This window comes from Pseudoalteromonas sp. NFXS39 (assembly GCF_040148775.1).
Lineage (GTDB): Bacteria > Pseudomonadota > Gammaproteobacteria > Enterobacterales > Alteromonadaceae > Pseudoalteromonas > Pseudoalteromonas apostichopi.
Genome location: NZ_JAGDEC010000003.1, coordinates 340,421 through 363,339, shown reverse-complemented (window position 1 = coordinate 363,339; position 22,919 = coordinate 340,421). Strand labels below are relative to the sequence as shown.

19 protein-coding genes are annotated in these 22,919 nt (G+C 41.7%); 11 read left to right on the top strand and 8 right to left on the bottom strand.

Translation table 11 applies throughout. From position 1 onward, the window contains the following. Positions 1-107: 107 nt before the first annotated feature. Positions 108-1,214: a phosphoribosylaminoimidazolesuccinocarboxamide synthase gene (locus J3455_RS07805; RefSeq protein WP_130050580.1), complete on the bottom strand. Its 1,107-nt coding sequence runs from the start codon at positions 1,212-1,214 to the stop codon at positions 108-110. A 217-nt stretch (positions 1,215-1,431) separates the two neighbouring features. Between J3455_RS07805 and J3455_RS07800 the strand changes: the two genes are divergently transcribed. Genes J3455_RS07800 through J3455_RS07785 form a run of 4 tightly spaced genes read left to right on the top strand, consistent with a single transcriptional unit; the run spans position 1,432 to position 4,996 of the window. Then, complete coding sequence (locus tag J3455_RS07800) at positions 1,432-2,505, top strand: CDP-glycerol glycerophosphotransferase family protein (protein ID WP_349561481.1); 1,074 nt, start codon at positions 1,432-1,434, stop codon at positions 2,503-2,505. 16 nt (positions 2,506-2,521) lie between these two features. Continuing rightward, positions 2,522-3,220, top strand: coding sequence for an ABC transporter ATP-binding protein (locus tag J3455_RS07795; protein ID WP_349561479.1), 699 nt, complete (start codon positions 2,522-2,524; stop codon positions 3,218-3,220). After that, positions 3,207-4,499: an ABC transporter permease gene (locus J3455_RS07790; protein WP_349561478.1), complete on the top strand. Its 1,293-nt coding sequence runs from the start codon at positions 3,207-3,209 to the stop codon at positions 4,497-4,499. The genes J3455_RS07795 and J3455_RS07790 overlap by 14 nt, the downstream gene beginning before the upstream one ends. 8 nt (positions 4,500-4,507) lie before the next feature. Further along, complete coding sequence (locus tag J3455_RS07785) at positions 4,508-4,996, top strand: DUF3299 domain-containing protein (RefSeq protein ID WP_130050577.1); 489 nt, start codon at positions 4,508-4,510, stop codon at positions 4,994-4,996. 34 nt (positions 4,997-5,030) lie between these two features. Here the strand turns inward: J3455_RS07785 and J3455_RS07780 are convergent, their stop codons facing one another. From J3455_RS07780 to J3455_RS07760, 5 genes are all read right to left on the bottom strand, one after another. Continuing rightward, entirely contained in the window at positions 5,031-6,428 is a 1,398-nt protein-coding gene (locus J3455_RS07780; RefSeq protein ID WP_130050576.1) for an efflux transporter outer membrane subunit, read from the bottom strand. Beyond that, positions 6,421-9,561: an efflux RND transporter permease subunit gene (locus J3455_RS07775; RefSeq protein WP_349561477.1), complete on the bottom strand. Its 3,141-nt coding sequence runs from the start codon at positions 9,559-9,561 to the stop codon at positions 6,421-6,423. The genes J3455_RS07780 and J3455_RS07775 overlap by 8 nt, the downstream gene beginning before the upstream one ends. A 2-nt stretch (positions 9,562-9,563) precedes the next feature. Further along, positions 9,564-10,790 (bottom strand): efflux RND transporter periplasmic adaptor subunit, encoded by a 1,227-nt coding sequence (locus tag J3455_RS07770; RefSeq protein WP_349561476.1) that lies wholly within the window; start codon positions 10,788-10,790, stop codon positions 9,564-9,566. Between the two features lie 74 nt (positions 10,791-10,864). Next, a complete protein-coding gene (mutM, locus tag J3455_RS07765; protein ID WP_130050573.1) occupies positions 10,865-11,674 on the bottom strand; it encodes a bifunctional DNA-formamidopyrimidine glycosylase/DNA-(apurinic or apyrimidinic site) lyase in 810 nt (269 codons plus the stop codon). A gap of 11 nt (positions 11,675-11,685) precedes the next feature. Continuing rightward, positions 11,686-12,177, bottom strand: a complete 492-nt coding sequence (locus tag J3455_RS07760) for a hypothetical protein (protein WP_349561475.1) — start codon at positions 12,175-12,177, stop codon at positions 11,686-11,688. A 151-nt stretch (positions 12,178-12,328) separates the two neighbouring features. On the opposite strand from J3455_RS07760, the gene J3455_RS07755 reads away from it, so the two are divergent. Further along, positions 12,329-13,255: a manganese-dependent inorganic pyrophosphatase gene (locus J3455_RS07755; protein ID WP_295505231.1), complete on the top strand. Its 927-nt coding sequence runs from the start codon at positions 12,329-12,331 to the stop codon at positions 13,253-13,255. A gap of 69 nt (positions 13,256-13,324) precedes the next feature. Here J3455_RS07755 and rlmB read toward each other — a convergent pair whose 3' ends face one another. Then, a complete protein-coding gene (gene rlmB / locus J3455_RS07750; protein WP_054561023.1) occupies positions 13,325-14,071 on the bottom strand; it encodes a 23S rRNA (guanosine(2251)-2'-O)-methyltransferase RlmB in 747 nt (248 codons plus the stop codon). Further along, positions 14,068-16,548, bottom strand: a complete 2,481-nt coding sequence (gene rnr / locus J3455_RS07745; protein WP_349561472.1) for a ribonuclease R — start codon at positions 16,546-16,548, stop codon at positions 14,068-14,070. Before rnr ends, rlmB begins: the two co-directional genes overlap by 4 nt. A 181-nt stretch (positions 16,549-16,729) precedes the next feature. On the opposite strand from rnr, the gene J3455_RS07740 reads away from it, so the two are divergent. From J3455_RS07740 to J3455_RS07715, 6 genes are all read left to right on the top strand, one after another. Beyond that, positions 16,730-17,578, top strand: coding sequence for a DUF350 domain-containing protein (locus J3455_RS07740; RefSeq protein WP_130050569.1), 849 nt, complete (start codon positions 16,730-16,732; stop codon positions 17,576-17,578). Between the two features lie 20 nt (positions 17,579-17,598). Then, the gene (locus J3455_RS07735) at positions 17,599-18,417 is read left to right on the top strand and encodes a hypothetical protein (protein ID WP_239976907.1); all 819 of its coding nucleotides are present in this window, start codon (positions 17,599-17,601) and stop codon (positions 18,415-18,417) included. Next, complete coding sequence (locus J3455_RS07730; protein ID WP_250661222.1) at positions 18,407-19,933, top strand: polyamine aminopropyltransferase; 1,527 nt, start codon at positions 18,407-18,409, stop codon at positions 19,931-19,933. Before J3455_RS07735 ends, J3455_RS07730 begins: the two co-directional genes overlap by 11 nt. Positions 19,934-20,020: 87 nt before the next feature. Continuing rightward, on the top strand, positions 20,021-20,887 hold the full coding sequence (locus J3455_RS07725) for a DMT family transporter (RefSeq protein WP_349561471.1): 867 nt from the start codon (positions 20,021-20,023) through the stop codon (positions 20,885-20,887). Continuing rightward, complete coding sequence (locus J3455_RS07720) at positions 20,884-21,582, top strand: glycerophosphodiester phosphodiesterase (protein WP_138598853.1); 699 nt, start codon at positions 20,884-20,886, stop codon at positions 21,580-21,582. Before J3455_RS07725 ends, J3455_RS07720 begins: the two co-directional genes overlap by 4 nt. Positions 21,583-21,666: 84 nt before the next feature. Next, a complete protein-coding gene (locus J3455_RS07715) occupies positions 21,667-22,884 on the top strand; it encodes a methyl-accepting chemotaxis protein (RefSeq protein WP_349561540.1) in 1,218 nt (405 codons plus the stop codon). Positions 22,885-22,919 lie beyond the last annotated feature (35 nt).

The following is a 22,919-nucleotide window of genomic DNA, read 5'->3' as shown; positions in this document are numbered from 1 at the left end:
AATGAGAGAAGGTATGAAAAGCAAGAAAAAAGCCAAGCAGTTTTACTAGAAAACCAACTTGGCTTTAATAATATTAACTTAGAGCATAACTAAGTTAAAAACAGCAATTAATCGTGCTTAATTAAGCCGTAATCGTTATCTAATATAGCGATGACTTCACTTCGTGGATCGCTTGGAATAGTGATTTTTTGCCCAATAATTTTACTCGCAATACCAACGTAGGTATCAGACACTTCAAGCATCACTGATTCTGGCAAGGTGTAGTCTTTAGCAAGCTGCTCACGCTCGCCCATACGGTCTTTATTTAATAACACATCGCTGTCTGGCACGTTATTAATTAATAACTGGCGGAAACCCTCTTTTGAGTTTTCAATGATTTTACCGTCACGGTAAGCTGGGCCATCCCAAATACGTGATGAATCAGGCGTGCCCACTTCATCAATGTAGATAAGCTTATCTGAACCATCAATATCTTCAACATAACCAAATTCAAATTTAGTATCGACAAAGATTTGGTCTAGCTGTGCAAGTTCATCACTAATCAGCTTGAAGCCTTCAACAAGTAATTGCTCATATTTAGCAACATCATCTTCAGACTTAAAGTTAAAAACAGCTAAGTTATTCGTGATGTTTTCACGGGTAATGTTCACATCATCTACTTCAGGAATGTCAGCAACACCTGTGATAATGCCTTTCGTTGATGGCGTGATTAACACTTCATCTAGCTTTTGATTCGCAGCTAAGCCCTCTGGTAAATCAATACCGCAGAAATTACGGGTGCCTTTTGCATAATCACGCCACATGCTGCCAGTAATATATTGGCGCGCAATAGCTTCTACTTTTACAGTGCTTGCTTTACGTACAATCCATACATAAGGATGAGGAATATCAACGATATGATTACCAGCAAGACCTGCTTTATCAAATAACTTAAACCAATGAGATGCCACTGAGTTTAATGCAATGCCTTTACCTGGCACACCATTTAAACCGTTTTCACCTTGCCAAATACAATCAAACGCAGAAATACGGTCAGAAATAACCATAATAGCTAGCTCAGTTCCTTTTGGAACTTGATAACCTTTTTCATTAATTAAACGAGCGCTATCTTCATCAGTTAACCAATAAACTGAACGCACTTTACCGCTGTGTACTGCACCTTTAGTACGGATCGGTAAATCATCGTTTACGTCTAAAACTTTATAGCTAGTCATGCTATCTCCGAAAGTATTTGGCATGCTCTTGTGAGCACATGTATGGGATTGGGGTTATGGCCGCCTATAATAATCTAGACGCCTTGAAAGCTCAATCATTGCCCGATTATCTACTTACAATTGACCGCACCAAATACAATAAAAACTTAATTATTCTGCAATTTTGCTGTCATAAACAATATTTCGTTATAATATTGCCTCGCAATAGGAGGTTTTCTTGGATTACTTAGCAGCTACAAAAGAAAAAAAATACTTAATGTATATTTCGCAAAACTATTCGTACGCGATTTTGCGCCCATTACAACGGGAGATTTTAGCGCGTGGCGGTGAGGTTAAGTGGTTTTTAGAGGGTGATGAAGTAAATAAGCATTTCTTGCATCCAGATGAATCTAGTTTAGAAACTATAGAAGATGTCATCCAGTGGCAGCCGAATATTTCATACATCCCAGGAAATGTCATCCCTAACTTTATACCCGGAAAAAAAGTAGCTGTCTTTCATGGATTTAACTCTGGAAAACTAAATAGAAAAGGGTACGAAGATCATTTTAATATTAGAGGCTGCTTTGACCTATATTGTACACAAGGCCCTAATACAACTTCTAAGTTTGAGGAACTAGCTGAAAAGCATGGTTTCTTTTTAACTAAAGAAACAGGTTGGCCTACTCTAGATCCATTATTTTCAAAAATAGACAACAATCCATACGTAGATGAAGGCGATAAAAGACAAACTCTTTTAATTTGTTCAACTTTTTCTCGAAATCTCTCTCTAGCACCTAAATTATACGAACAAATTAAAGCATACAGTGAGCAAGGTAAGTGGCGAATTTTAATGCAATTCCACCCAAAAATGCCAAGCGAGCTTGTTGATAAATACAAGGCTCTACAAAACGAAAATCTAACCTTTGTAGAGACAGATAATGTATTACCGCTGTTGCAAGCGGCGGATGTCATGCTGTGTGATACTTCCTCTATATTGCTTATGTTTATCTTACAAAGAAAACCTGTCGTGACTTTTTGTAACCAAGCACCTGGAGAACACCTTATAGATATCACTGATGCCGATAAGCTAACTGAGGCAATTGATTATGCTTTCACACGACCACCTGAATTAATGGCTAAAATTGAACACTTTTGCCAACAGTTACACCCGTATCAGGACGGCTTATCGAGTCAACGTGTACTTGCTGCAAGCAATGAATTACTATTGAGCAATCCAGCACTTAAGCCAAAACCACGTAATTTTATTCGTAACTTTAAAATGCGTAGAAATTTAAATTACTGGCGATGGTAACAATTGATAGGTCGTTATGATCACGCTTGCAAACGTGCTATTCAAGTGGCACACAAAACAACCTGAGCCAACGATCAATATTACTGAATTACATATTGATCAAGGCGAACATGTTTTTCTTCACGGCCCGAGTGGCTGTGGTAAATCAACTTTATTATCACTGCTCGCTGGTGTTACAGTGCCAACACAAGGGAGTATTGAACTCCTCGGTAAAGCGATAAACCAATTTAATAATAGTAAACGAGACCGTTTTCGTGCCGATCATATAGGCTACATTTTTCAAAACTTTAATTTACTCCCTTATTTATCGCCTATTGAAAATGTGACCTTGGGGTGCCAGTTTTCAAAGCAAAGGCAAAAAAAAGCATTAGAAAATAGTACAACAATAACAGCAGAGGCAAGCCGCTTACTCAGCGCTCTAGGACTAAACGATACCCTGCAACATCAAGAAGTTGCACAGCTTAGTATTGGTCAGCAGCAAAGAGTTGCCGCAGCAAGAGCCTTTATTGGCAGCCCTGAAATTATCATTGCAGATGAACCAACTTCAGCACTCGACATGCAAAATCGCCAAGCTTTTGTAAAGTTGTTATTTGAGCAAGCAAGTGCGGCTAACAGCACGCTGGTGTTTGTTAGCCATGATGAAACTCTACAAACACTATTTAGCCGTAGTATCAGCCTTGTCGATTTACAAGGAGGTACACATGCTACTCGTTAAACTCGCCGTAAAAAGTTTATTAAACCGTAAGGCCAGCGCCCTACTCACATTATTTACAATAGCCATTAGCGTAATGTTACTAATGTCGATTGAGCGCGTTCGAGTTGATGCTAAAAGTAGCTTCAGTAATACAATTTCGGGCACTGATTTAATTGTCGGTGCTCGTACCGGTGACATTCAACTGTTGCTATCTTCGGTGTTTCGTATTGGTCATGCTAACAATGGCGTGAGCTGGAAAAGTTACCAATACATCACTGAACAACGTGGTGTTAAATGGGCTATTCCTATGTCGCTAGGCGACAGCCATAAAGGTCTTGCTGTACTTGGAACAAATAAAGACTATTTTGAGCACTATCGCTTTGCTAAAAAGCAGCAGCTAAGCTTTTCACAAGGTCATGCATTTAATCATTTGTTTGAAGTGGTATTAGGTGCAGAGGTTGCCAATACCTTAGGTTATCAGCTAGGCGATGAAGTGGTGATTGCTCATGGTATGGGCAATACCAGCTTTCATAATCATGACGATAATCCATTTAAAGTGGTCGGTATTTTAAAGCCAACAGGTACACCTGTTGATAAAACATTGCATATTCCGCTAGCTGCAATTGACGTAATTCATGGCAGCCATTCGCATCAGCATGAACCAGCCCTAACTGCTACAGACGACCACGACCACGACCACGACCACGACCACGACCATCATGATGATGTTGATCTCGTTGGTACACCAAAACAAATAACCGCTTTTTTACTTGGCTTTGATTCACCGCTTTATACCTTACAAGTGCGTCGTAATATCAACCAATACAAAGATGAAGCACTGCTTGCCATCATGCCAGGTGTTACCCTGCGTGAACTATGGGAAATGCTTTCTATCGTGGAAAAAATCTTGCTGTTATTTTCTATTGTGGTGGTACTGATCAGTTTACTTGGCATGTTAACGAGTCTCCTTTCTAGCCTTAATCAACGCCGCAGGGAGCTTGCTATTTTGCGCTCTGTAGGGGCCAGACCATGGCATATTTTCACTTTGATCAGTGTCGAGTCTTTACTCATAACAGGGCTCGGCTGTGTTGTTGGCACCGCTTTGTTCTATGCCTTAATGTTGCTCGGCGCAGATTACTTGCAAAGTCATGCCGGAATAAGCCTAAATATAGCTTTATTGTCATCCTATGAACTCATGTTATTAGCTGCGATAATGGTCGCAGGCTTTATTGTTGGGTTAATTCCTGCAACCCGCGCGTATTTCTACTCTCTTGCTGATGGCATGAGTATTAAAATTTAAGGAATGTTATGCCGTTTTTTCGAAAATTCGTCGCTTTAGTCGCATTATTCGTGTGTGTAGCTGCTAATGCTGGCGCTCCAAAAGAAATCTTCTGGGAAGATTTAATTCCAAAAGGTCATGTACAAATCGACACTCAAGCACAAGCAAACCATGAAGGTAGCGAGCAAAACTGGGTTCAACCTGACCTTGATGCGCCAGTAGTTAAAGAACTTGATGGTAAATCAGTGAGTTTACCAGGCTTTGTTGTACCACTTGAAGGTGACAGCGAAGTGATCACTGAATTTTTACTCGTACCTTATTTCGGCGCATGTATTCATGTACCGCCGCCACCGCCAAATCAAATTGTGCATGTCACCATCAAAGGCGGTGTACCAATCGAGAGCCTATACGATGCGATTGTAGTGACAGGTGTTATCAGCACAGAAACTTGGTCTGGTGACATTGCTCAAGTTGGCTACAAGATGAAAGCGGTGGGTGTAGCACCATTTGAGTTATAAACTTTAAAGAGCATGCTTTAGCATGCTCTTTAAATTAATCAACCACCTTTTCTTTTTCTAATTCCTGATCGCTCAATTCATACCATCCACCACCAAGAGCTTTATAGAGGGTTGCTAAGCTTTGTAAGCGATCATTTTTCGCTTGTGATAAGGCGATTTCTGCCGAAAATAACTGACGCTGCGCATCCATTAAATCAAGGGAACTGGCAACACCATTGCTATACCTAAGACGTGCTAATCGATAGTAATCTTGACTACTGAGCACCAAACTCCGTTGCGCATCATAGCTTTGCTCTGCCGACTGATAATTAGATAGCTGATTGCTCACTTCTTGCAGTGCCACCAGCACTGTTTTTTGATATTTAATACTGGCCTGGTATGCCCGCTGTTCCGCTACCGTTAAATTTGCCTGATTGCGTCCCATATTGAATATTGGCATTAACAACTCTGAACCTAACAGCCAAACCTGCGAATTACTGGCGAGCAAATCACTAAAATCAGTACTTTCACTGCCAAGTTCAGCATACAAATTAAGTTTTGGAAATAACGCTGCTTTTGCGACACCAATCTCAGCCATTGCCGCTTGCCATTGATACATTGCTTGCTGCACATCTGGCCTGCGTTTTAGAAGCTCGCTAGGTAACCCTGTTGGTAGTTGCTTAGGAAGGGTTTGCACAGATAACTCATTGCCACCTTGCACATCGGCATTGGCATCACCAATTAGGAACTTCAACTGATTAGTAATGCGCCTTTCATTATGCTGCAAAGGTGGGATTTTAACCTTCGCTGATTCAAGTTCAACTTCAGCTTGGCGCTGCTCTAGCCCAGAAATAATGCCGCCCTTTTTGCGAATACGCGCAATTTCAAGCTCTTTCTCGCGAAGTTTAATTGTACTCAGGCTGATCTTTAATTGCTCTTCAACTTCTTTGAGGGCAAAAAACTGCTGCGCTACATCAGCAATCAAGGCTAACTGCAATGCAGTTCTAGCTTGTTCTTGGCTATAATAATTTGCCAGTGCGGCTTCGCTTGCGCGTCGGTTGCTGCCAAATAAATCTAGCTCCCAGCTTAAGTAACCTTTTAAATCAAAAGTGTTTTCTGGACTGCTATTAAGCTCTTCTTCCCGCTCCGAGGTGAGACCTACATTCACATCAGGCCATAAGGCTGCATCAGCAATCCGATACCGAGCACGCGCTTCAATAATTTTCGATTGTGCAATTAACATATCTTGATTATTGATCAGCGCTTGGCTAATCAGCTTTTGCAAATGAGGGTCGCTATAAATTTGCTTCCAGCCTGCTAAAGCCTCCGACTGAGGCGTAGCTGTTATCCCCATAAAATTAACAACTTCACTATGTTCAGGTACTTCAAAATCAGGCCCTACAGCACAACCTTGAATGCAAGCGAAACAAAGCAATGGCAACAGTTTATGCATCAACTTGCTCCTTTACTAATGCTTTATAGGCCGCTGGTGTTTGCTGTTTTTTTACAAAGCGTGCTGCGGTAATAAAAAACAATGGCACTAAAACGATGCCGATAGAGCTTGCTAATAACATACCTCCTAAAATAGGCATAGATACCGACTGCCGACCAACTGCTCCGGGGCCAGATGCTAGTACTAAAGGCAAAACACCAAGTACAAAAGAGGCTGCGGTCATTAAAATAGGCCGAAACCGTGAACGGGCCGCTTCTATCGCGGCATCAGTGGCATTCATGCCTTCTTGATAAAGCTGGTTTGCTACTTCAACAATCAATATAGAGTTCTTAGCAGCAAGGCCTATCAAAGCAATAAAGGCAACTTGAAAAAATAAGTTATTTTCGTGCCCCGTCATTAAGGTCAATACAGAGGCCCCTAACATGGCAATGGGGCTTATTAGTAGTACAGCAAACGGCAAGCTCCAACTTTCATAGAGCGCTGCTAAAAATAAAAATACAAACACGATAGCAAGAGTTATCGCGATACCAAGCTGACCCGATGAGCGAATTTCTTGATAGGTTAAACCGGTCCATTCATAACCAAGATTAGGTGGTAGCTTTGCCATTTCTTCTTTGATCACGTTAATTACATCACCCGATGCATAACCCTCAGCAGGCGATACATTCACCATGGCACTGGTAAACATATTAAAGCGATTTATTGCAGACGGACCGGTTGTTAAATTTAACTTAGCAAGCACATTTGATGGCACCATAGCGCCATTTTTTGAACGCACATAAAATTCGTTGAGGTTTTCAGGGCGTGCCCTAAATTCATCTTCAGCCTGAACTTTAACCCGATAAACGCGGCCAAATAAATTAAAGTCATTAATTGTTGATGAGCCAGTAAGCACTTTCATTGTGCTGTAAACATCGGCAATCGGCACCTCTAGCGCCATGGCTTTTTCTCTATCTAACTCTAAAAACAGCTGAGGTACTGAGCCACGCAGTGAGCTACTTGCTTTAGCAACTTCAGGGCGGTTATTTAAATTTGCCAGCAGTACCTCGAGCGATTCAACCAGACTCGTTAAGTTGCCTCCTGTTTTTTCTTGCAGCGCAAACTCAACACCAGAGCCCGAACCAAGCCCCGCCACAGCCGATGGCTGAAACACATTAAACTCCGCATCAGGGATAGCATACAGTTGTTTGCGAATATCATTCATCACACTTGTAACACTAAAACCTTGTTCTGCACGCACTTGCCATGGCTGTAAAATAACTTCCATTTGACCATGTGATTGCGCACTCCCAGCACGGCGGTTTTCACCCGCTAGCGTGAATGAATAAGCTACCCCAGCATGGTTCATAACAAATTGGTTGGCTTTACTTATCACCTCATTGGTACGTGAAACCGTTGCCGCATCTGGCAAGGTAATATCAACAAAAAAGCGTCCTTGATCTTCTTGCGGCATAAAGCTACTTGGTAATTGGCTGAACACAAAGTAACAGCCACCTAGCATTATAAAAAAGCCAATATAACTACGTTTTGCTTTTTCAGAGCATGCCTTTACAAGCCAGGTGTATTTTTTGCCAACACCTTCAAGCCAATTATTAAATTTAACAAAAATCTTATTGTTTGATGGGAGGCTAGGTTTTAAGAAAATCGCACATAAAGCAGGGCTCAAGGTTAACGCAACTAGGGTCGAAATGAGTACCGCAACGGTAATTGAAATCGCAAATTCTCGGTACATGATGCCTGTAATACCTGCTAAAAACGATACAGGTACAAACACCGCAGCAAGTACTAAGGAAGTTGCAACAATTGCCCCAGAAAGCTCTGTCATCGCTTGCTTAGTCGCAGCAACAACATCCATATTTTGCTCATTGATCAACCGCTCAACACTTTCGACCACCACAATAGCATCATCAACGACTATGCCTATCGCCAAGACCATGGCCAATAAACTGACATTATTAATAGTAAAACCAAATGCAGCAAGGGCGATAAAAGTACCAATTATAGACACCGGCACAGCTAAAGCTGGTATCAAGGTAGTACGCCAGTTTTGCAAAAATAAATAAACCACCAAGATCACTAAGATCAAAGCTTGAATAAGAGTATTGATCACCTCATTAATCGACAGTTTGATAAACTCAGAGGCATCATAAAATAATTGCCACTTCACGCCCTTAGGAAAAGCCGCGCTCAAGCGATCCATTTCGGCTTTAACACGCTCTGTTACAGCTAATGCATTGGAGCCGGGCAACATATAAACCTGCAAAATAGTTGCTGGCTGTTCATTTAGTTTTGAATTTAAAGTGTAAGCCGATGAAGCAAGCTCAACCCGTGCAACATCACGCAAGCGGATCATCGAGCCGTCGCTGTTAACTCGCAGCATAATATTATTAAATTCATCAACCTTATTAAGCCTTCCTTGCGCTCGTACCGGAAAGTTAAGCTTAATTGCATCGCTCATTGGCTGAGCGCCAATCTCCCCTGCAGCGGCCTCTTTATTTTGTGCTTTGATTGCTGCGGTCACATCATTCACGGTTAACTCGTAGCCCGCTAAAATATCAGGCTTTAACCAGACCCGCATAGCATACGAACGCGAGCCGGTGTTACGCACTTTACCAACCCCCGGAACACGCTTTAAAGCCGCCTCAACATTGATGCTAGCGTAGTTACTCAAATAGATTTCGTCATAGCGAGGGTCATCAGAGGTCAGTGCCAGTTTCAATAGCTCAACCGAACTTTCATTAGAGACATTCACCCCTTCAGTTTGCACATCAACCGGTAAATTACTGCCAGCTTGGCTTGCGGTGTTTTGTACATCAACAAGGGCGAGATCTGGGTCGGTGCCAACATCAAAGGTGAGTGTAATTCCAACACTACCAGAGTTAGTAGCTTTTGACTCCATATACAACATATTCGGCGTGCCATTAAGCTCTTGCTCAAGTGGAATCGCGACCGACTCAGACGAGGTTTCTGCAGTTGCTCCAGGAAATGAAGCAGACACTTTAACCGACGGCGGAGCAATATCAGGGTATTGATCAATAGGAAGCGTGAATAGCGACACCAACCCTGTCAGTAAAATAACTAACGAGATGACAATTGCAAACACTGGTCGCTTGATAAAAAAATGCGAAAACATAGTTAAGCTCCCTGCTGATTATTTTCATCATTTTGTTTGGTCGATTTATCTGGAGCGAGTGGAATATTGTCAGTGTTAGGCGTTATTTGGCGTTTTTCAAACTCTTCTAAAGAAATAGCTTTAACTTGCTGGCCATGGCGAATGCGATGCAAACCTTTAACCACTACTTGCTCACCCGCACTCAAGCCACCGCTGGCAACAATTCCCTGTTCACCGTAATGTTCAACGACAATAAAGCGCCGCTCTATCTCACCTGAATCAAGCACGACCATAACATAAATACCGCCCTGTTCTACTTGTGTAGCTTCCTCAGGAACGACAATAGCATCAGTTAGCTCTGATAATTTAATGCGTGCTTTTGTATATTGCCCAGGTAGCAATTCACTGTTTGGGTTAGGCAGTTTTGCCCGAACTTTGAAAGTACCAGTTTTAGGGCTGATTTTAGGATCAGTAAAGCTCACATCGCCCCAATATCGATACTCGCTGCCATCAGGCAAAGAAATACGTACAAAGCCTTCTAGCGCCTTGCCCTTTTGCTCGGCTTGTAGCTGCTCCATCATGCTGGTCATGCGCCGCTTGGCATTCAAGTAATCAAGTGCCGACATATTAAAATTAACGAAAATAGGGTCTATTTGCTGAATGGTGGTAAGGAGTGAAATACCATTACTACCGACCAAAGCACCAAGATCGGCTTCAGAGCTGCCAACCATGCCGCTAATTGGTGCCGTAATACGGGTATATTCTAAATCGAGCTTAGTTTCTTCAAGTTCAGCTTGGGTTGCTGATAATGACGCTTGCGCTTGCTCTTGAATAGAAATTGCATTGTCATAGTCGAGTTGGCTTGCTGCGTCTTGCTCGTAAAGGGGTTTTAGACGGGTAACATCTCGCTTTGCTTTAGCAAGTGCCGCTTGGTCTTTTTGTAGTGCAGCTTTAACGCGATTAAGCTTAGCCCGGTAAGGCCTATCATCTATGGTATAGAGTAAGTCTCCTTCGTTTACCCAGCTACCTTCAACAAACTCAACGCTTTGCACAAAACCAGTAATCCTCGCTCGCACTTCAACATCAAGCGAAGCATCTGTGCGTGCCACGTAATTCCCATACAGAGGCACATCAAACTGCTTAACCTCAGCAGTGACCACTTCTTCAACGATAACTTGAGGTTGTTCTTTAGAGCAACCTACCAGTGCCGCCAAGTACACACATCCTATGACGTATTTGTTTAATAGCATACAACCTTCTCATTCCTTAAGCCTGTCTCTATCTTGCTACCTGTTGCAATACTACATAGATGAAGGGTTCATTGTTATTTTTGACAATTAGAACAATACACTGTGCTTCTTTGTCCTAATCTAATTTCTTTTAATGGTTCTTTACAATTTACACATGGCTCACCCTTACGACCATAAACCAGCAATTGCTGGGCAAAATAACCAGGCTTACCATCACTTTGGGCAAAATCTTTTAACGTTGTGCCGCCTTGCGTTATAGCTGCAGCAAGTGTTTCTTTAATAATAGGCACTAATTGCTGATAACGCTTTAAAGACACCTTGCCAGCTTCTCGTTTAGGATGAATTCCAGCCTTAAATAACGACTCATTGGCATAGATATTACCCACGCCAACCACCACAGCGTTATCCATAACAAACTGTTTAATAGGTACTTTTTTATTTCTAGACTGCTCGTAAACACGCTTTGCAGTAAACTCATCTGTTAGCGGCTCTGGTCCGAGCTTGGTCAGCAAAGTATGGCATTCACCTGGCGCTTGCCATAAGCAAGCGCCAAATCGACGCGCGTCGTTCAGCCTTAATGCTTTACCGGAGGCTAAAATAAATTCAATATGATCGTGTTTTTTTAATGGTTCATCAGCACCCACAACACGTAAATTACCCGACATACCTAGGTGCAAAATTACACTACCTAGCTCACAACCAAGTAATAAATATTTTGCTCTGCGCTCCACTGAAGTAACTTTAAGTCCTTGTAATTGATATACATCATCAGGCACTGGCCAACGCATACTGGCGTTATGAATATTTACTTTGGTCACTGTTTGGTTAAGCACATGCGGCGTTATTCCCAAACGGCTAACTTCAACTTCTGGTAATTCAGGCATCTGTGACTCTCTTAAAACGGATATAACGGAAATAACTTAGCTGCATCAGCTTGTTCAAGCTCAAATACCCGTTGTAATCGCTTATCTAATAAATAGTATTGCTGATCTATATTGTACAATTGGTACACTGCAGGCAACTGCTCCCCGGCTAACCACACTGAAGCAACATAATCAGCCGACGTCTGTGAAATTTTACTAACAGGAAGACTGGCAATAGTTAGTTGCTGATGCTGCCACAGCTCAACAAGTTGCTCGAGCTGCTGTTCATCGCCTTGCCAAGTGATTTCTTGTAGTGACTGGCTACGCCAAGAGGTGCCGATACGCTCAATTTTTAATTCAGGAAAGGCCATTGCCAAAATGAAGCTTTGCTCTGGGAGTAATGCTTGTACTCCTTCTTCAACGGGCTGTGTATTGAGCTTTTTATGGAGGCCATTGAAGAAAAAAATCATCAATAGCATCGAAATAATCACCACATTATTCCATGCTTTTCGGCTCAAGCGCATCAGTATCTTCCTCAGTTTTCAATATCTTAAAGTGTAACCAAAAAGGGCATTAATTGGCAGTTGTAATTGATCAACAAAATTTCATGTCTGTTATGTATCAATCTGTCGATACTTTGCTAAAATATCCGCCAAATTTAAAGGAGTTCCGTCAATGTCAATGTATGTAGTGGGTCATAAGATCCCTGATTCAGATTCAATTTGCGGTGCAATTGCGCTTGCTTACTTAAAAAACCAGATCAATGAACCTGCGATCCCGACGCGTTTAGGTGAAGTATCGCCTGAAACACAATTTATTCTAGATAAATTCGGTTTCGAAGCACCTGAGCTAAAACTTAGCTATGCAGGCGAAGACGTTTATATTGTTGACCACACAGAAAAAACACAAGCACCTGATGACATCGATGAAGCACGTGTTGTGGGTGTTGTTGATCACCACAAACTAGGCGACTTAACATCGTCAACACCACTTGAGTGTTGGATCCGCCCAGTTGGTTGTTCAAACACTATCATCAAAATGATGTATGACTTCTACAACGTAGAAATTCCAAAAGATATCGCTGGCATCATGTTATGCGCTATCTTAAGCGACACTGTGATCTTTAAATCACCAACATGTACAACGGCAGACATCAAGTGTGTTGAAGCACTTGCTGAAATCGCTGGCATCGAAGATTTCAAAGAGCTTGGCATGGAAATGTTCAAGGTTAAATCAGCTGTTGAAGGCACTCCAGCACGTGATTTAGTTATGCGTGACTTTAAAGACTTCAACATGAACGGTAAGCTAGTAGGTATTGGCCAGCTAGAAGTTATCGACCTTGCTGTATTTGATGAAATCAAAACAGACCTTGAAGCTGACATCGCAAAGCTTAAAGAAGAAGGCGGTCGACACTCAGTATTACTACTGTTAACTGATATCATGAAAGAAGGCTCAGAAATGCTAATTTCGTCTGATGACGTATCAGTAATCGAAGCTGCCTATGATGCTAAATCAGAAGATGGTCGCGTTTGGTTAGATGGCGTATTAAGCCGTAAGAAGCAAGTAGTACCACCACTACAAGGCGCTTTCGCAAAAATCTAATCTAAACTATTAGATACAAAAAAGCCGATGTATCATCGGCTTTTTTTGTGTCTAAAATTTTCGCGGTAGTTAGATTTGCGTTGCATTACGCTGACGTAACACTTCAAATAAACAAATACCGGTCGCAACTGACACATTTAAACTAGATACCGAACCAGCCATTGGGATTTTAACTAATAGATCACAATGCTCACGAGTAAGGCGGCGCATACCATCACCTTCTGCCCCCATAACAACAGCCATTGGCCCAGTTAGATTTGCATCGAATAACTCAGTATCAGTTTCACCAGCAGTGCCAACAACCCAGACACCTGCGTCTTTAATTTCACGTAACGTACGCGCAAGATTAGTGACTTGTACCAATGGCACTGTTTCGGCTGCACCGCACGCTACTTTACGCGCTGTGCCGTTGAGTTTTGCAGATTTATCTTTAGGAACGATGATCGCGTGTACGCCAGCAGCATCAGCACTACGTAAACATGCACCTAAATTATGCGGATCAGTAATGCCATCAAGCACCAATAAGAAAGGCGTTTCTTCACGGGCTATGATCTCATCAAGATCTTTTTCGTTATACATACGCGCCGCTTTTACATTAGCGATAATGCCTTGGTGCTGCTCACCATTTGCTTTGTTATCAAGCGCTTTACGCTGCATAAATTGTACAGAAATACCGAATTTACGTGCTTGGTCAATAACCGGGTTTAAACGTTTATCTTCACGCCCTTTTAAAGCGTATATTTCTAAAAAGCGCTCAGGCTCTTTTGCTAATATTGCTTCAACTGAGTGAAAACCAAAAATTAATTCATTACTCACGTATTGTTTGCTCCTCGGCTACTTTGTTTGCGGGCATTCTTACCCGGTCTTTTTGCCTTTTTGGTGGCTTTTTTCTTACTCTTCTTCTTGCCAGCTTTTACAGCATCTGCTTGTTTACTATTGGGCTTTTTTCGCCCTTTAGAAGAAGGAGAAGACTTGCCACGTTTTTCGTTCTCTTTGTCGCCTGATTTTGCCTCAGGGCGGCTAGATTGTGCTTTTTTACCAGGAATTTTACCTGCTTTAAGCTGTGCACGAACACTTGGTTTTGACGATGCACTACGACGACGCGCATAACGGTCTTGTTGCGCTTCACCGGCTAACACTAAATTTATGCGTCGCTCATCAAGACTTACAGATGAAACCTGAACCGTTACTTTATCGCCTAATCGAAAAACGCTGTGTGTTTGTTCACCAATTAAGCAATGCTTAGCACCATCGTAGTGGAAGTATTCATTACCTAAATTGGTTACATGGATCATACCGTCAATTTGTAAGTCGTCTAAGCGCACAAATAAACCAAAGTTAGTCACCGATGAGATCACCCCACCAAATTCGTCACCAACATGGTCTTGCATATATTCACATTTGAGCCAATCAGCTACTTCGCGAGTTGCATCATCTGCACGGCGTTCAGTGGTTGAACACTGCTCACCTAAAATATCAACTTCGTCATCAGTGTATGCATATTCACCGGATGTTTGCTGACCTTGTGCTTTAAGCACTGCTTTGATTGCACGGTGTACTACCAAATCAGGGTAACGACGAATAGGTGATGTAAAGTGCGCATAGGCCGGTAAAGCTAAACCAAAGTGGCCAATATTATCAGGCTGATAAACCGCTTGCTTCATCGAGCGTAGCAACATGGTTTGAATAAGCTCAGCTTCTGGGCGGTCGCCTAGTTTTGCCAACACTTGGGTGATTTCTTTTGGTGTTGGTTCATCAGAAATCGCACTTTCGATGCCAAGCTCTGATAAAAAGTTTCTGAAAAAGCCAAGCTTTTCAGCATCTGGTTCATCATGTACACGGTAAAGCGCACTCGCCTCGTGCTTTTCTAATAAACGTGCTGCCGATACGTTCGCTAAAATCATGCACTCTTCGATAAGTTTGTGTGCATCATTACGAACCACAGGCACAATTGATTCGATCTTACGATGTGCATTAAACACAAAGCGCGTTTCTAAGGTTTCAAACTCAATCGCACCACGCTCTTGGCGAGCAGCTTTAAGTGCCATGTACATTTGCTGTAAGTCAGTTAAATGTGGCACCATTTGGGCGTACTCTTCACGCAGCTTTTCATCGCCTTGTAAAATCGCATTCACTTTAGTGTAGGTAAAACGAGCGTGTGAATTCATCACCGCTTCGTAAAATTTATACCCAGACAACTTACCCGCTTCTGACACCGTCATCTCAGCAACCATACATAAACGGTCAACTTCTGGGTTCAATGAGCACAAGCCATTCGATAGCACTTTTGGCAGCATCGGAATAACTTGCTCAGGGAAATAAACTGAGTTACCACGTTCAATCGCTTCTTTATTCAGAGGCGTATTCATACCTACGTAGTGCGACACATCGGCAATAGCTACCCATAAACGCCAACCACCTGATGGTTTGCGCTCACAGTAAACGGCATCATCAAAGTCACGGGCATCTTCACCGTCGATTGTAACTAGCGGTAAGTCACGTAAATCAACGCGACCTTGCTTTGCTTGTTCATCAACAAACTCACCTAAATGAGCAACTTGCTTTTCAACCGCTTCTGGCCAAACGTGGGGAATATCGTGATTGCGTAGTGCAACTTCAATTTCCATACCCGGTGCTAAGTGCTCACCCAGTACCTCAGTGACTTTGCCCACTGCATTCATATGTCGGCTTGGGTTTTGGGTAATTTGCACCTGCACCATTTGGTTGTGGCGCGCGCCATTTTCACTACCCGGTAGTATCATAATATCTTGCGTTATACGTGGGTCTTCAGCCACAACAACTGCAATACCATGCTCAACAAAATAGCGACCAACAATCGGCGCACGCTCATTAGTCAGTACCTTAATGATACGTGCATCGCATTTACCACTTGAGCCTTTACGATTGCCTTTAGCAAGCACAATGTCACCGTGCAACACCATATTCATTTGGTGCTTTGCGATAAACCAATCTTTACTCTCACCTTCAACTTCTAAAAAGCCGAATCCGTCACGATGACCAATGACCTTGCCTTTAACAAGGCCTGATTCATCTATCAACGCGTAGCATTTAAACTTATTGAAATACAGTTGACCATCGCGCTCCATAGCACGTAAACGACGTTTAAACGCAATTTGACGCTCTGTATCATTCACTTGTAATTCATCACAAAGTTGCGTGAAGTTTGCTGGTTTGGCGCGAGATTCTAAGTGAGTAAGTATAAACTCACGGCTAGGGACGGGGTTTTCGTACTTTTCTTGTTCTCGACTGAGATTGGGATCCTGTTTTGACATTCACTATCTTGTTAGTTGGTTATGTTGTTATTTTAACCCATAACCTAACAATGAGACAGGCAAAAGCTATGAAACTTTTAAGAAATTGATTAATTCTACCAAAAATGACGCTTTGATATTCTTTGCAATAAACACTCTGTGTTAATATTTTCGGAAAATAACAACAAGCTAACAAAATTATATGGATATTAACTTAACCCACTACCTATCAACTATGGCCTATAACAGCGCCTACATAGGTCTGTTCATTGCAATCATCGCCCTTGCAAAGCTATCGTATAATTTAGCGACCCCTTATAACACCACCAGCCAGTTAACCGATAATGCCAACAGTGCTTTAGGTTTATCTATTGGCGGCTACTTAGGGGCAATTACCATTATTTATGGCTTTGTTTTAGCTGGACCTAGCCAAGGTTTGCTAAGTGATTTAATGAATGTATCACTGTACAGCGTATTAGGTATGGTGCTGCTGACTTGCTCACGTATTTTAAATGACAAATTACTGCTGCGTTTGTTCTGTAACCAAGAGCAATTAATTAACCAACAAAACGAGGCTGTAGGCCTAGTACAAGCGGCAAACTATATGGCCGCGGCACTGATTATTGGTGGCGCATTAACCGGAGAAGGCACCTGGTTATCGGCCATTGTGTTTTACTTTTTAGGGCAACTAATGCTGATCATTTTTGCCAAAGGCTATGATCACCTCACTGCTTTTAATCTTCATGAACAGCTCGAAAAAGGCAACAAAGCCGTTGCACTTAGCTTTTCTGGCACCATGTTGGCGTTAGCTATTATCTTGTGTCATGCGCTCATTGGTGGCTTTCATACTTGGCAACAGAGCTTAAGCTTATTCTTTATTGACGCATTATTTGGCTTTTTAATTTTACCAATTGTGCGTTACCTCGTTGATAAAATTATCTTTAGCAAAATTTCGCTCGACCAAGCAATGCACGACAAAAACACCGCTGTTGCGGTTATTGAAAGCAGCATTGCAATCTGTGTAGCTGTTATCATCACTATCGCTATTTAAGCTTATTTATGGAGTAATGGATGAACATCTATAAGCTTTTTATAATTGCCGCTATCACATTTGTTGTTTGCTTAGTGATACGTGCAGATCTACAAGCGCCACTTATTAGTGGCCAATATGGCAACTTTAAAGACTACGACGGACAAGACAAAGCCTACCTATTTACAGTGCCAGAAGATGGCCAAATGATGCGCTTAGAAATAAAAGGCAGACTGCCTTTAAACTCATGGAAAGCCATTGATATCGAAATTTTTGACCCTGATGGTCACTATTTATTTAGTTACTCTGATGAACTTTGGGCTGAAACCGGACACGATTCAGATGGTAAATGGACTGAGTACCGTGACTATACTCACCACGATGTTCACTTCCCTAAAAAGGGACAATATAGCGCCTACGTCAGCAGTACTTTCGGCCCAAATAAACGTGCCGAACATTTCAGTTATACATTTCGTATTATCCCAATCAAAGGTAACAGCAATTTCATGCTACCGCTGTTATGGATTTCTGGTTTTATTGGTGGTGTAGCGCTGTTTGTAATGCTGCATCGTTTAGAGGCAAAGCGTGAAGGAACTGATATCACTTATAAGCCAATCAATAAGTTAAATCCTGAAGCTATAAAAGCAATGGAATCACGTATCTCAGTTTGGCCTATTGTCTTACTGTTTTTAGCACCCGTGCTCTTCTTTTCTTTCTTGGCATATGGCAAAGGTGACAAAGAGCAAGATTGGCAAGTTTACTCCTATCACCACCTCACGATAAGCGTTGATAAACAATTACGTGAACAAAGTATTGGTAGTGCAGGTTTCCGTTCACGAGGCGGCCCAGGTGGTAAATAAATCAATTCGCGAAAGCCACATTTTACTGTTTAGTATTTTTGTTGCTGGCCTTTGCTCTATTATCTATGAGCTACTGATTGCAACTACCGGTGCCTACTTTTTGGGTGATAGCATCACTCAATTTTCCCTGACAATTGGCGTATATATGGCGGCAATGGGAGTTGGCTCTTATTTTTCGCGTTTTGTGCCTGATAAGCCATTGCTGGTGTATTTTATTGGTTTTGAGCTACTGCTTGCACTACTTGGCGGCTTGAGTGTGCCATTACTGTATTTCTGTTATGCGTTTGGCTTACCACTGCAAGCAATTAGTATTTTACTCACCACGTTAATAGGGGTTTTGATTGGCTTAGAAATTCCGCTTTTAAGTCGCCTAATGGAAAAACATTATGCGCTAAAAGCAAACCTCGCCAACGTGTTATCTATTGACTACTTTGGTGCACTGCTCGCGACGTTACTGTTTCCTTTTTTATTTTTACCTTGGCTTGGGGTTTTTAAAACAGCCCTAAGCTTTGGCTTAATGAATCTGAGTATTGCGCTATTATTGCTGTGGTACTTTATCGACCATATCAGCCCAAACCGTCGAAAAGTACTGAGGCTCACTCTTGTTTTAGTTAGCTCAATATTGGTGCTTTGTTTATTTGCCAGTAAACAGCTCACCCATATTTGGCAAAGCCAAATCTACGATGACCGTGTTGTACACTCAGAACAAACGCCCTACCAACAAATTGTACTGACTCGTCATAAAGATGATATTCGGCTTTATTTAAACGGTGGCTTACAGTTTTCATCGATTGATGAGTATCGCTATCACGAAGCGCTTATTCATCCAGCTATGGTGCGTCATGGCAATGCAAAGCGTATTCTCATTTTAGGCGGTGGCGATGGCTTAGCAGCGAGAGAACTTTTGAAATACCCGCAAGTAGAGTCTATTACCCTCGTCGATTTAGACCCAGCAGTCGCTAGGCTTGCGCAAACTAATCACAACCTCACAACACTTAACAAGCACTCACTCAGTGACCCTAAAGTGACTGTTATTCATCAAGATGCCTATGTCTTTATTGAGCAAAGCGAACAGCTGTTCGATATTATTTTTATTGATTTACCGGATCCAAAAGCAATCAATTTAGCACGGCTTTATAGCCAGCAGTTTTATCAACTGGTAAAAACACGAATGCTAAATAACGGTATTGTGGTAACCCAAGCTACCAGTCCATTTTTTGCGAAACAGGCATTTTGGTCTATCAACAACACGCTCAGTGCTGCAGGCTTTGCTCATACCTTGCCTTATCACTTGAATGTGCCTTCTTTTGGTGAATGGGGCTTTGTTATGGCTTGCAACTTAATGTGTAGCAACCACCAAGTATTGCCTGTTAACACCCGCTATTACCGCCCTGAAAATGACGCACAACTGTTTATTTTTACTCCAGACATTAGCGCTAGCAATGAAAAAGTATCGACACTTGATGAGCCAAATGTGCTGCACTATTACTTACAAGGTTGGAAATATTGGAACTAAACGAATGGATTAGCCCATTTGGGGAGTTTACAAAGTAAAGGATTACCGTTAAAAAGAGAGTTAATAACAACAATAATAAGGTTTGTAATGCAGGCGCACAAACAAAGCCTAATGTACTTACACATTGCAGTACTCCTATTTGGTGGTACTGCATTATTCGCCAAGCTGGTTAGCCTGAGTGCATTAGATATTACCGTTTACCGAACAGCAATTGCAGGCTGTGCGCTACTGGTCTTACTCGCATTGCAAAAGAAAGCCATCAAGCTTCACTCTCGTCGTGATTATCTTATAGCCTTATTACTTGGTGTAACTGTCGGAATTCATTGGCTCACCTACTTTGCAGGCATGCAATTGGCAGGTATTGCTGTCGGTATGATTGCCTTTTTTACTTACCCTGTTATCACGGTATTTTTAGAGCCTTTTTTTCATGGCAGCAAACCGCAGCTCAAAGATATTTTTAGTGCCTTGGTGGTGATGCTGGGTATTTATTTACTTATTCCTGATGCCAGCTTAGGCAATGATGTAACCTTAGGAATTGCAATTGGTATATTATCAGCGTTCTTTTTTGCTTTTAGGAATATCGTTCACAAGCGTTATTTTAGTCAATATGGTGGCCCACAAACCATGCTTTATCAAACCTGGATCGCCTGCATTATGCTGTGCGCCTTTGTCGAAGTACCGCCATTACAAGTTGATACAATAAATTGGCTGCTATTAATTACCGTAGGGGTTATTTTTACAGCAGCACCGCATTCACTGTTTGCAGCAAGCCTAAAAAACTTATCAGCCTCAACCGCCGGTTTGATATCGTGTTTGCAGCCTTTATACGGTACGTTTTTCGCTTTTTTAATTTTGCATGAGCAACCTTCAATTAGCACTCTTATTGGTGGCGCATTAATAATTAGTGCCGCTTTTTATGAAACATGGTCAGTGACTCGTAGGTATAAGCAATGATGAAAGTATTCGCTCACAGAGGTGCCAGTGGTACCTATCCAGAAAATACTCAAAGCGCCATTATCGCAGCTGTTGATTTAGCAGTAGATGGCATCGAAATTGATGTGCAAAGCTGCCTTGATGATTACATGATTATTCACGACACTTGGCTTGATCGTACAACCTCTGGTCGCGGTAAAGTAAACGCCTGCTCAAAAGAGCAAATTCAACAATACGATGCAGGCAATGGCGAGTGCGTGCCCACTTTACAACAGGCAATCGATTGGGTTGGTGATAAAACTTTACTTAATTTAGAGCTTAAACATACTTTTTCGCTAGATAAATTTGTTGAGCTTATTGAGTCAAATGTCAGTGCAGGAAAGATATCTAGAGATAACCTGTTAGTCTCTTCATTCGATCATCACCAACTAATGTGGCTCAAGCAAAAACTGCCTTGGGTAAAGATTGGCGCACTCACCGCTTCTATTCCAATTAATTACAGCGAGTTTGCGCAAAAACTGCATGCCTATAGCATTCATGTAGATAAAAACTTTATAAACCATGAGTTTGTTGCTGATGCAAAACAACGCGGCCTTCAAGTTTATGCTTACACGGTCGATAAAGTGGAAGATATCGAATTAATGCTAGAGTATGGCGTAGATGGTATTTTTACTAATTTCCCGTGTCATACACAAATGACACTGCAGTCACTGTAACTCAACAAAACTAAGCTATACTGTTGAATTATGTGACATTGAATAATAAAAAATTACGCCAAAATGAATCAACACAACACCTTAATGAGTAGCTATATGCGCATTTACAATTTTATCGAACAAACTTTCTTTTACACTCTTACACGTAAAATTGTCGGTAATTTAGGTTTTGTGTTTGCGTTTCAAGCCATTACTTTGATCTGGCTTTATAGCAGTCTTTCAGAGCAACAAGCTGGCATGGGACTATTTTGGTTAATGACCTTTGTTATCATCGCGAGCTTTATTTTTACTATTTTCTACATGCGCTTTTTAATTGTGCGCCCAGTGCAAGCAATGCGCGATACACTTGAGCAAATCAACCGCCATGATGCCGATTTATCTGCCAAGTTACCGCATTTTACCTACGATGAATTTCGTGATTTAAGTGAACAGTACAATACCTTTACAGTTCATTTAGCAAACCTATTAGCAACTACTTATCAAAGTGCACAAGCCAGTGCAGATAGTAGTTCAAAGATGACTCATTCAATGCAGCAAACCGCAGAAATGAGCCACCAGCAAATAAAATTCAGTCAAACCATTACTGATTCGAGTAACCAAATAACTTCAAGCCTTGAGAATATCTCAGCGAACACTGATAGCGTGCACCATGTTAATAGTGAGCACTTAAACTTTGTAAAGCACTCAGCCACTGAGTTATCGGCATTAGTTAAAAAGGTCGCGATGATTAGCCAAATTTTGGGTAACTTCTCAGCAACAGTGTCTGGCCTTAAAGAAAACAGCGAGAACATTCGTGCCATTTTAAAAATGGTTGAAGAGTTTTCGGATCAAACCAATTTGCTTGCTCTCAATGCTGCAATTGAAGCAGCACGAGCTGGTGAAGCCGGCCGTGGTTTTGCTGTGGTTGCCGATGAAGTCAGATCGCTATCTGTCAAAGTGAACGACGCAACCCGCCAGATCAGTGACTTTATTAATCAAATGAATAGTCTGGTAAGCGAAACAAATAAAGAATCTGAGCAATTAATTAGCCATTCGAGTGAAGCTGAAACCGCTATTAGTAATACCTCTACAGGTTTTACTAATATGCTTGGTGAATTTGAGCAAAATCAACAACAACTGCAGCAAATTGTTAGCGCAGTGCACTTATTAGAGCAAACCCAAACCCACACTCATCAAACGGTTGAGCAAATAGTTGCTTTAGGCGAGCAAGCGAAACAACAAATTGATGAATCACTCGCGGATTGCCAGCAGTCGCACAAACTAAGCCAACAAACCCAAGAGCAATTAAAACGCTTTGTGTAAAAATTGACTTAATTCATTTAGTTACAGTACTGTAT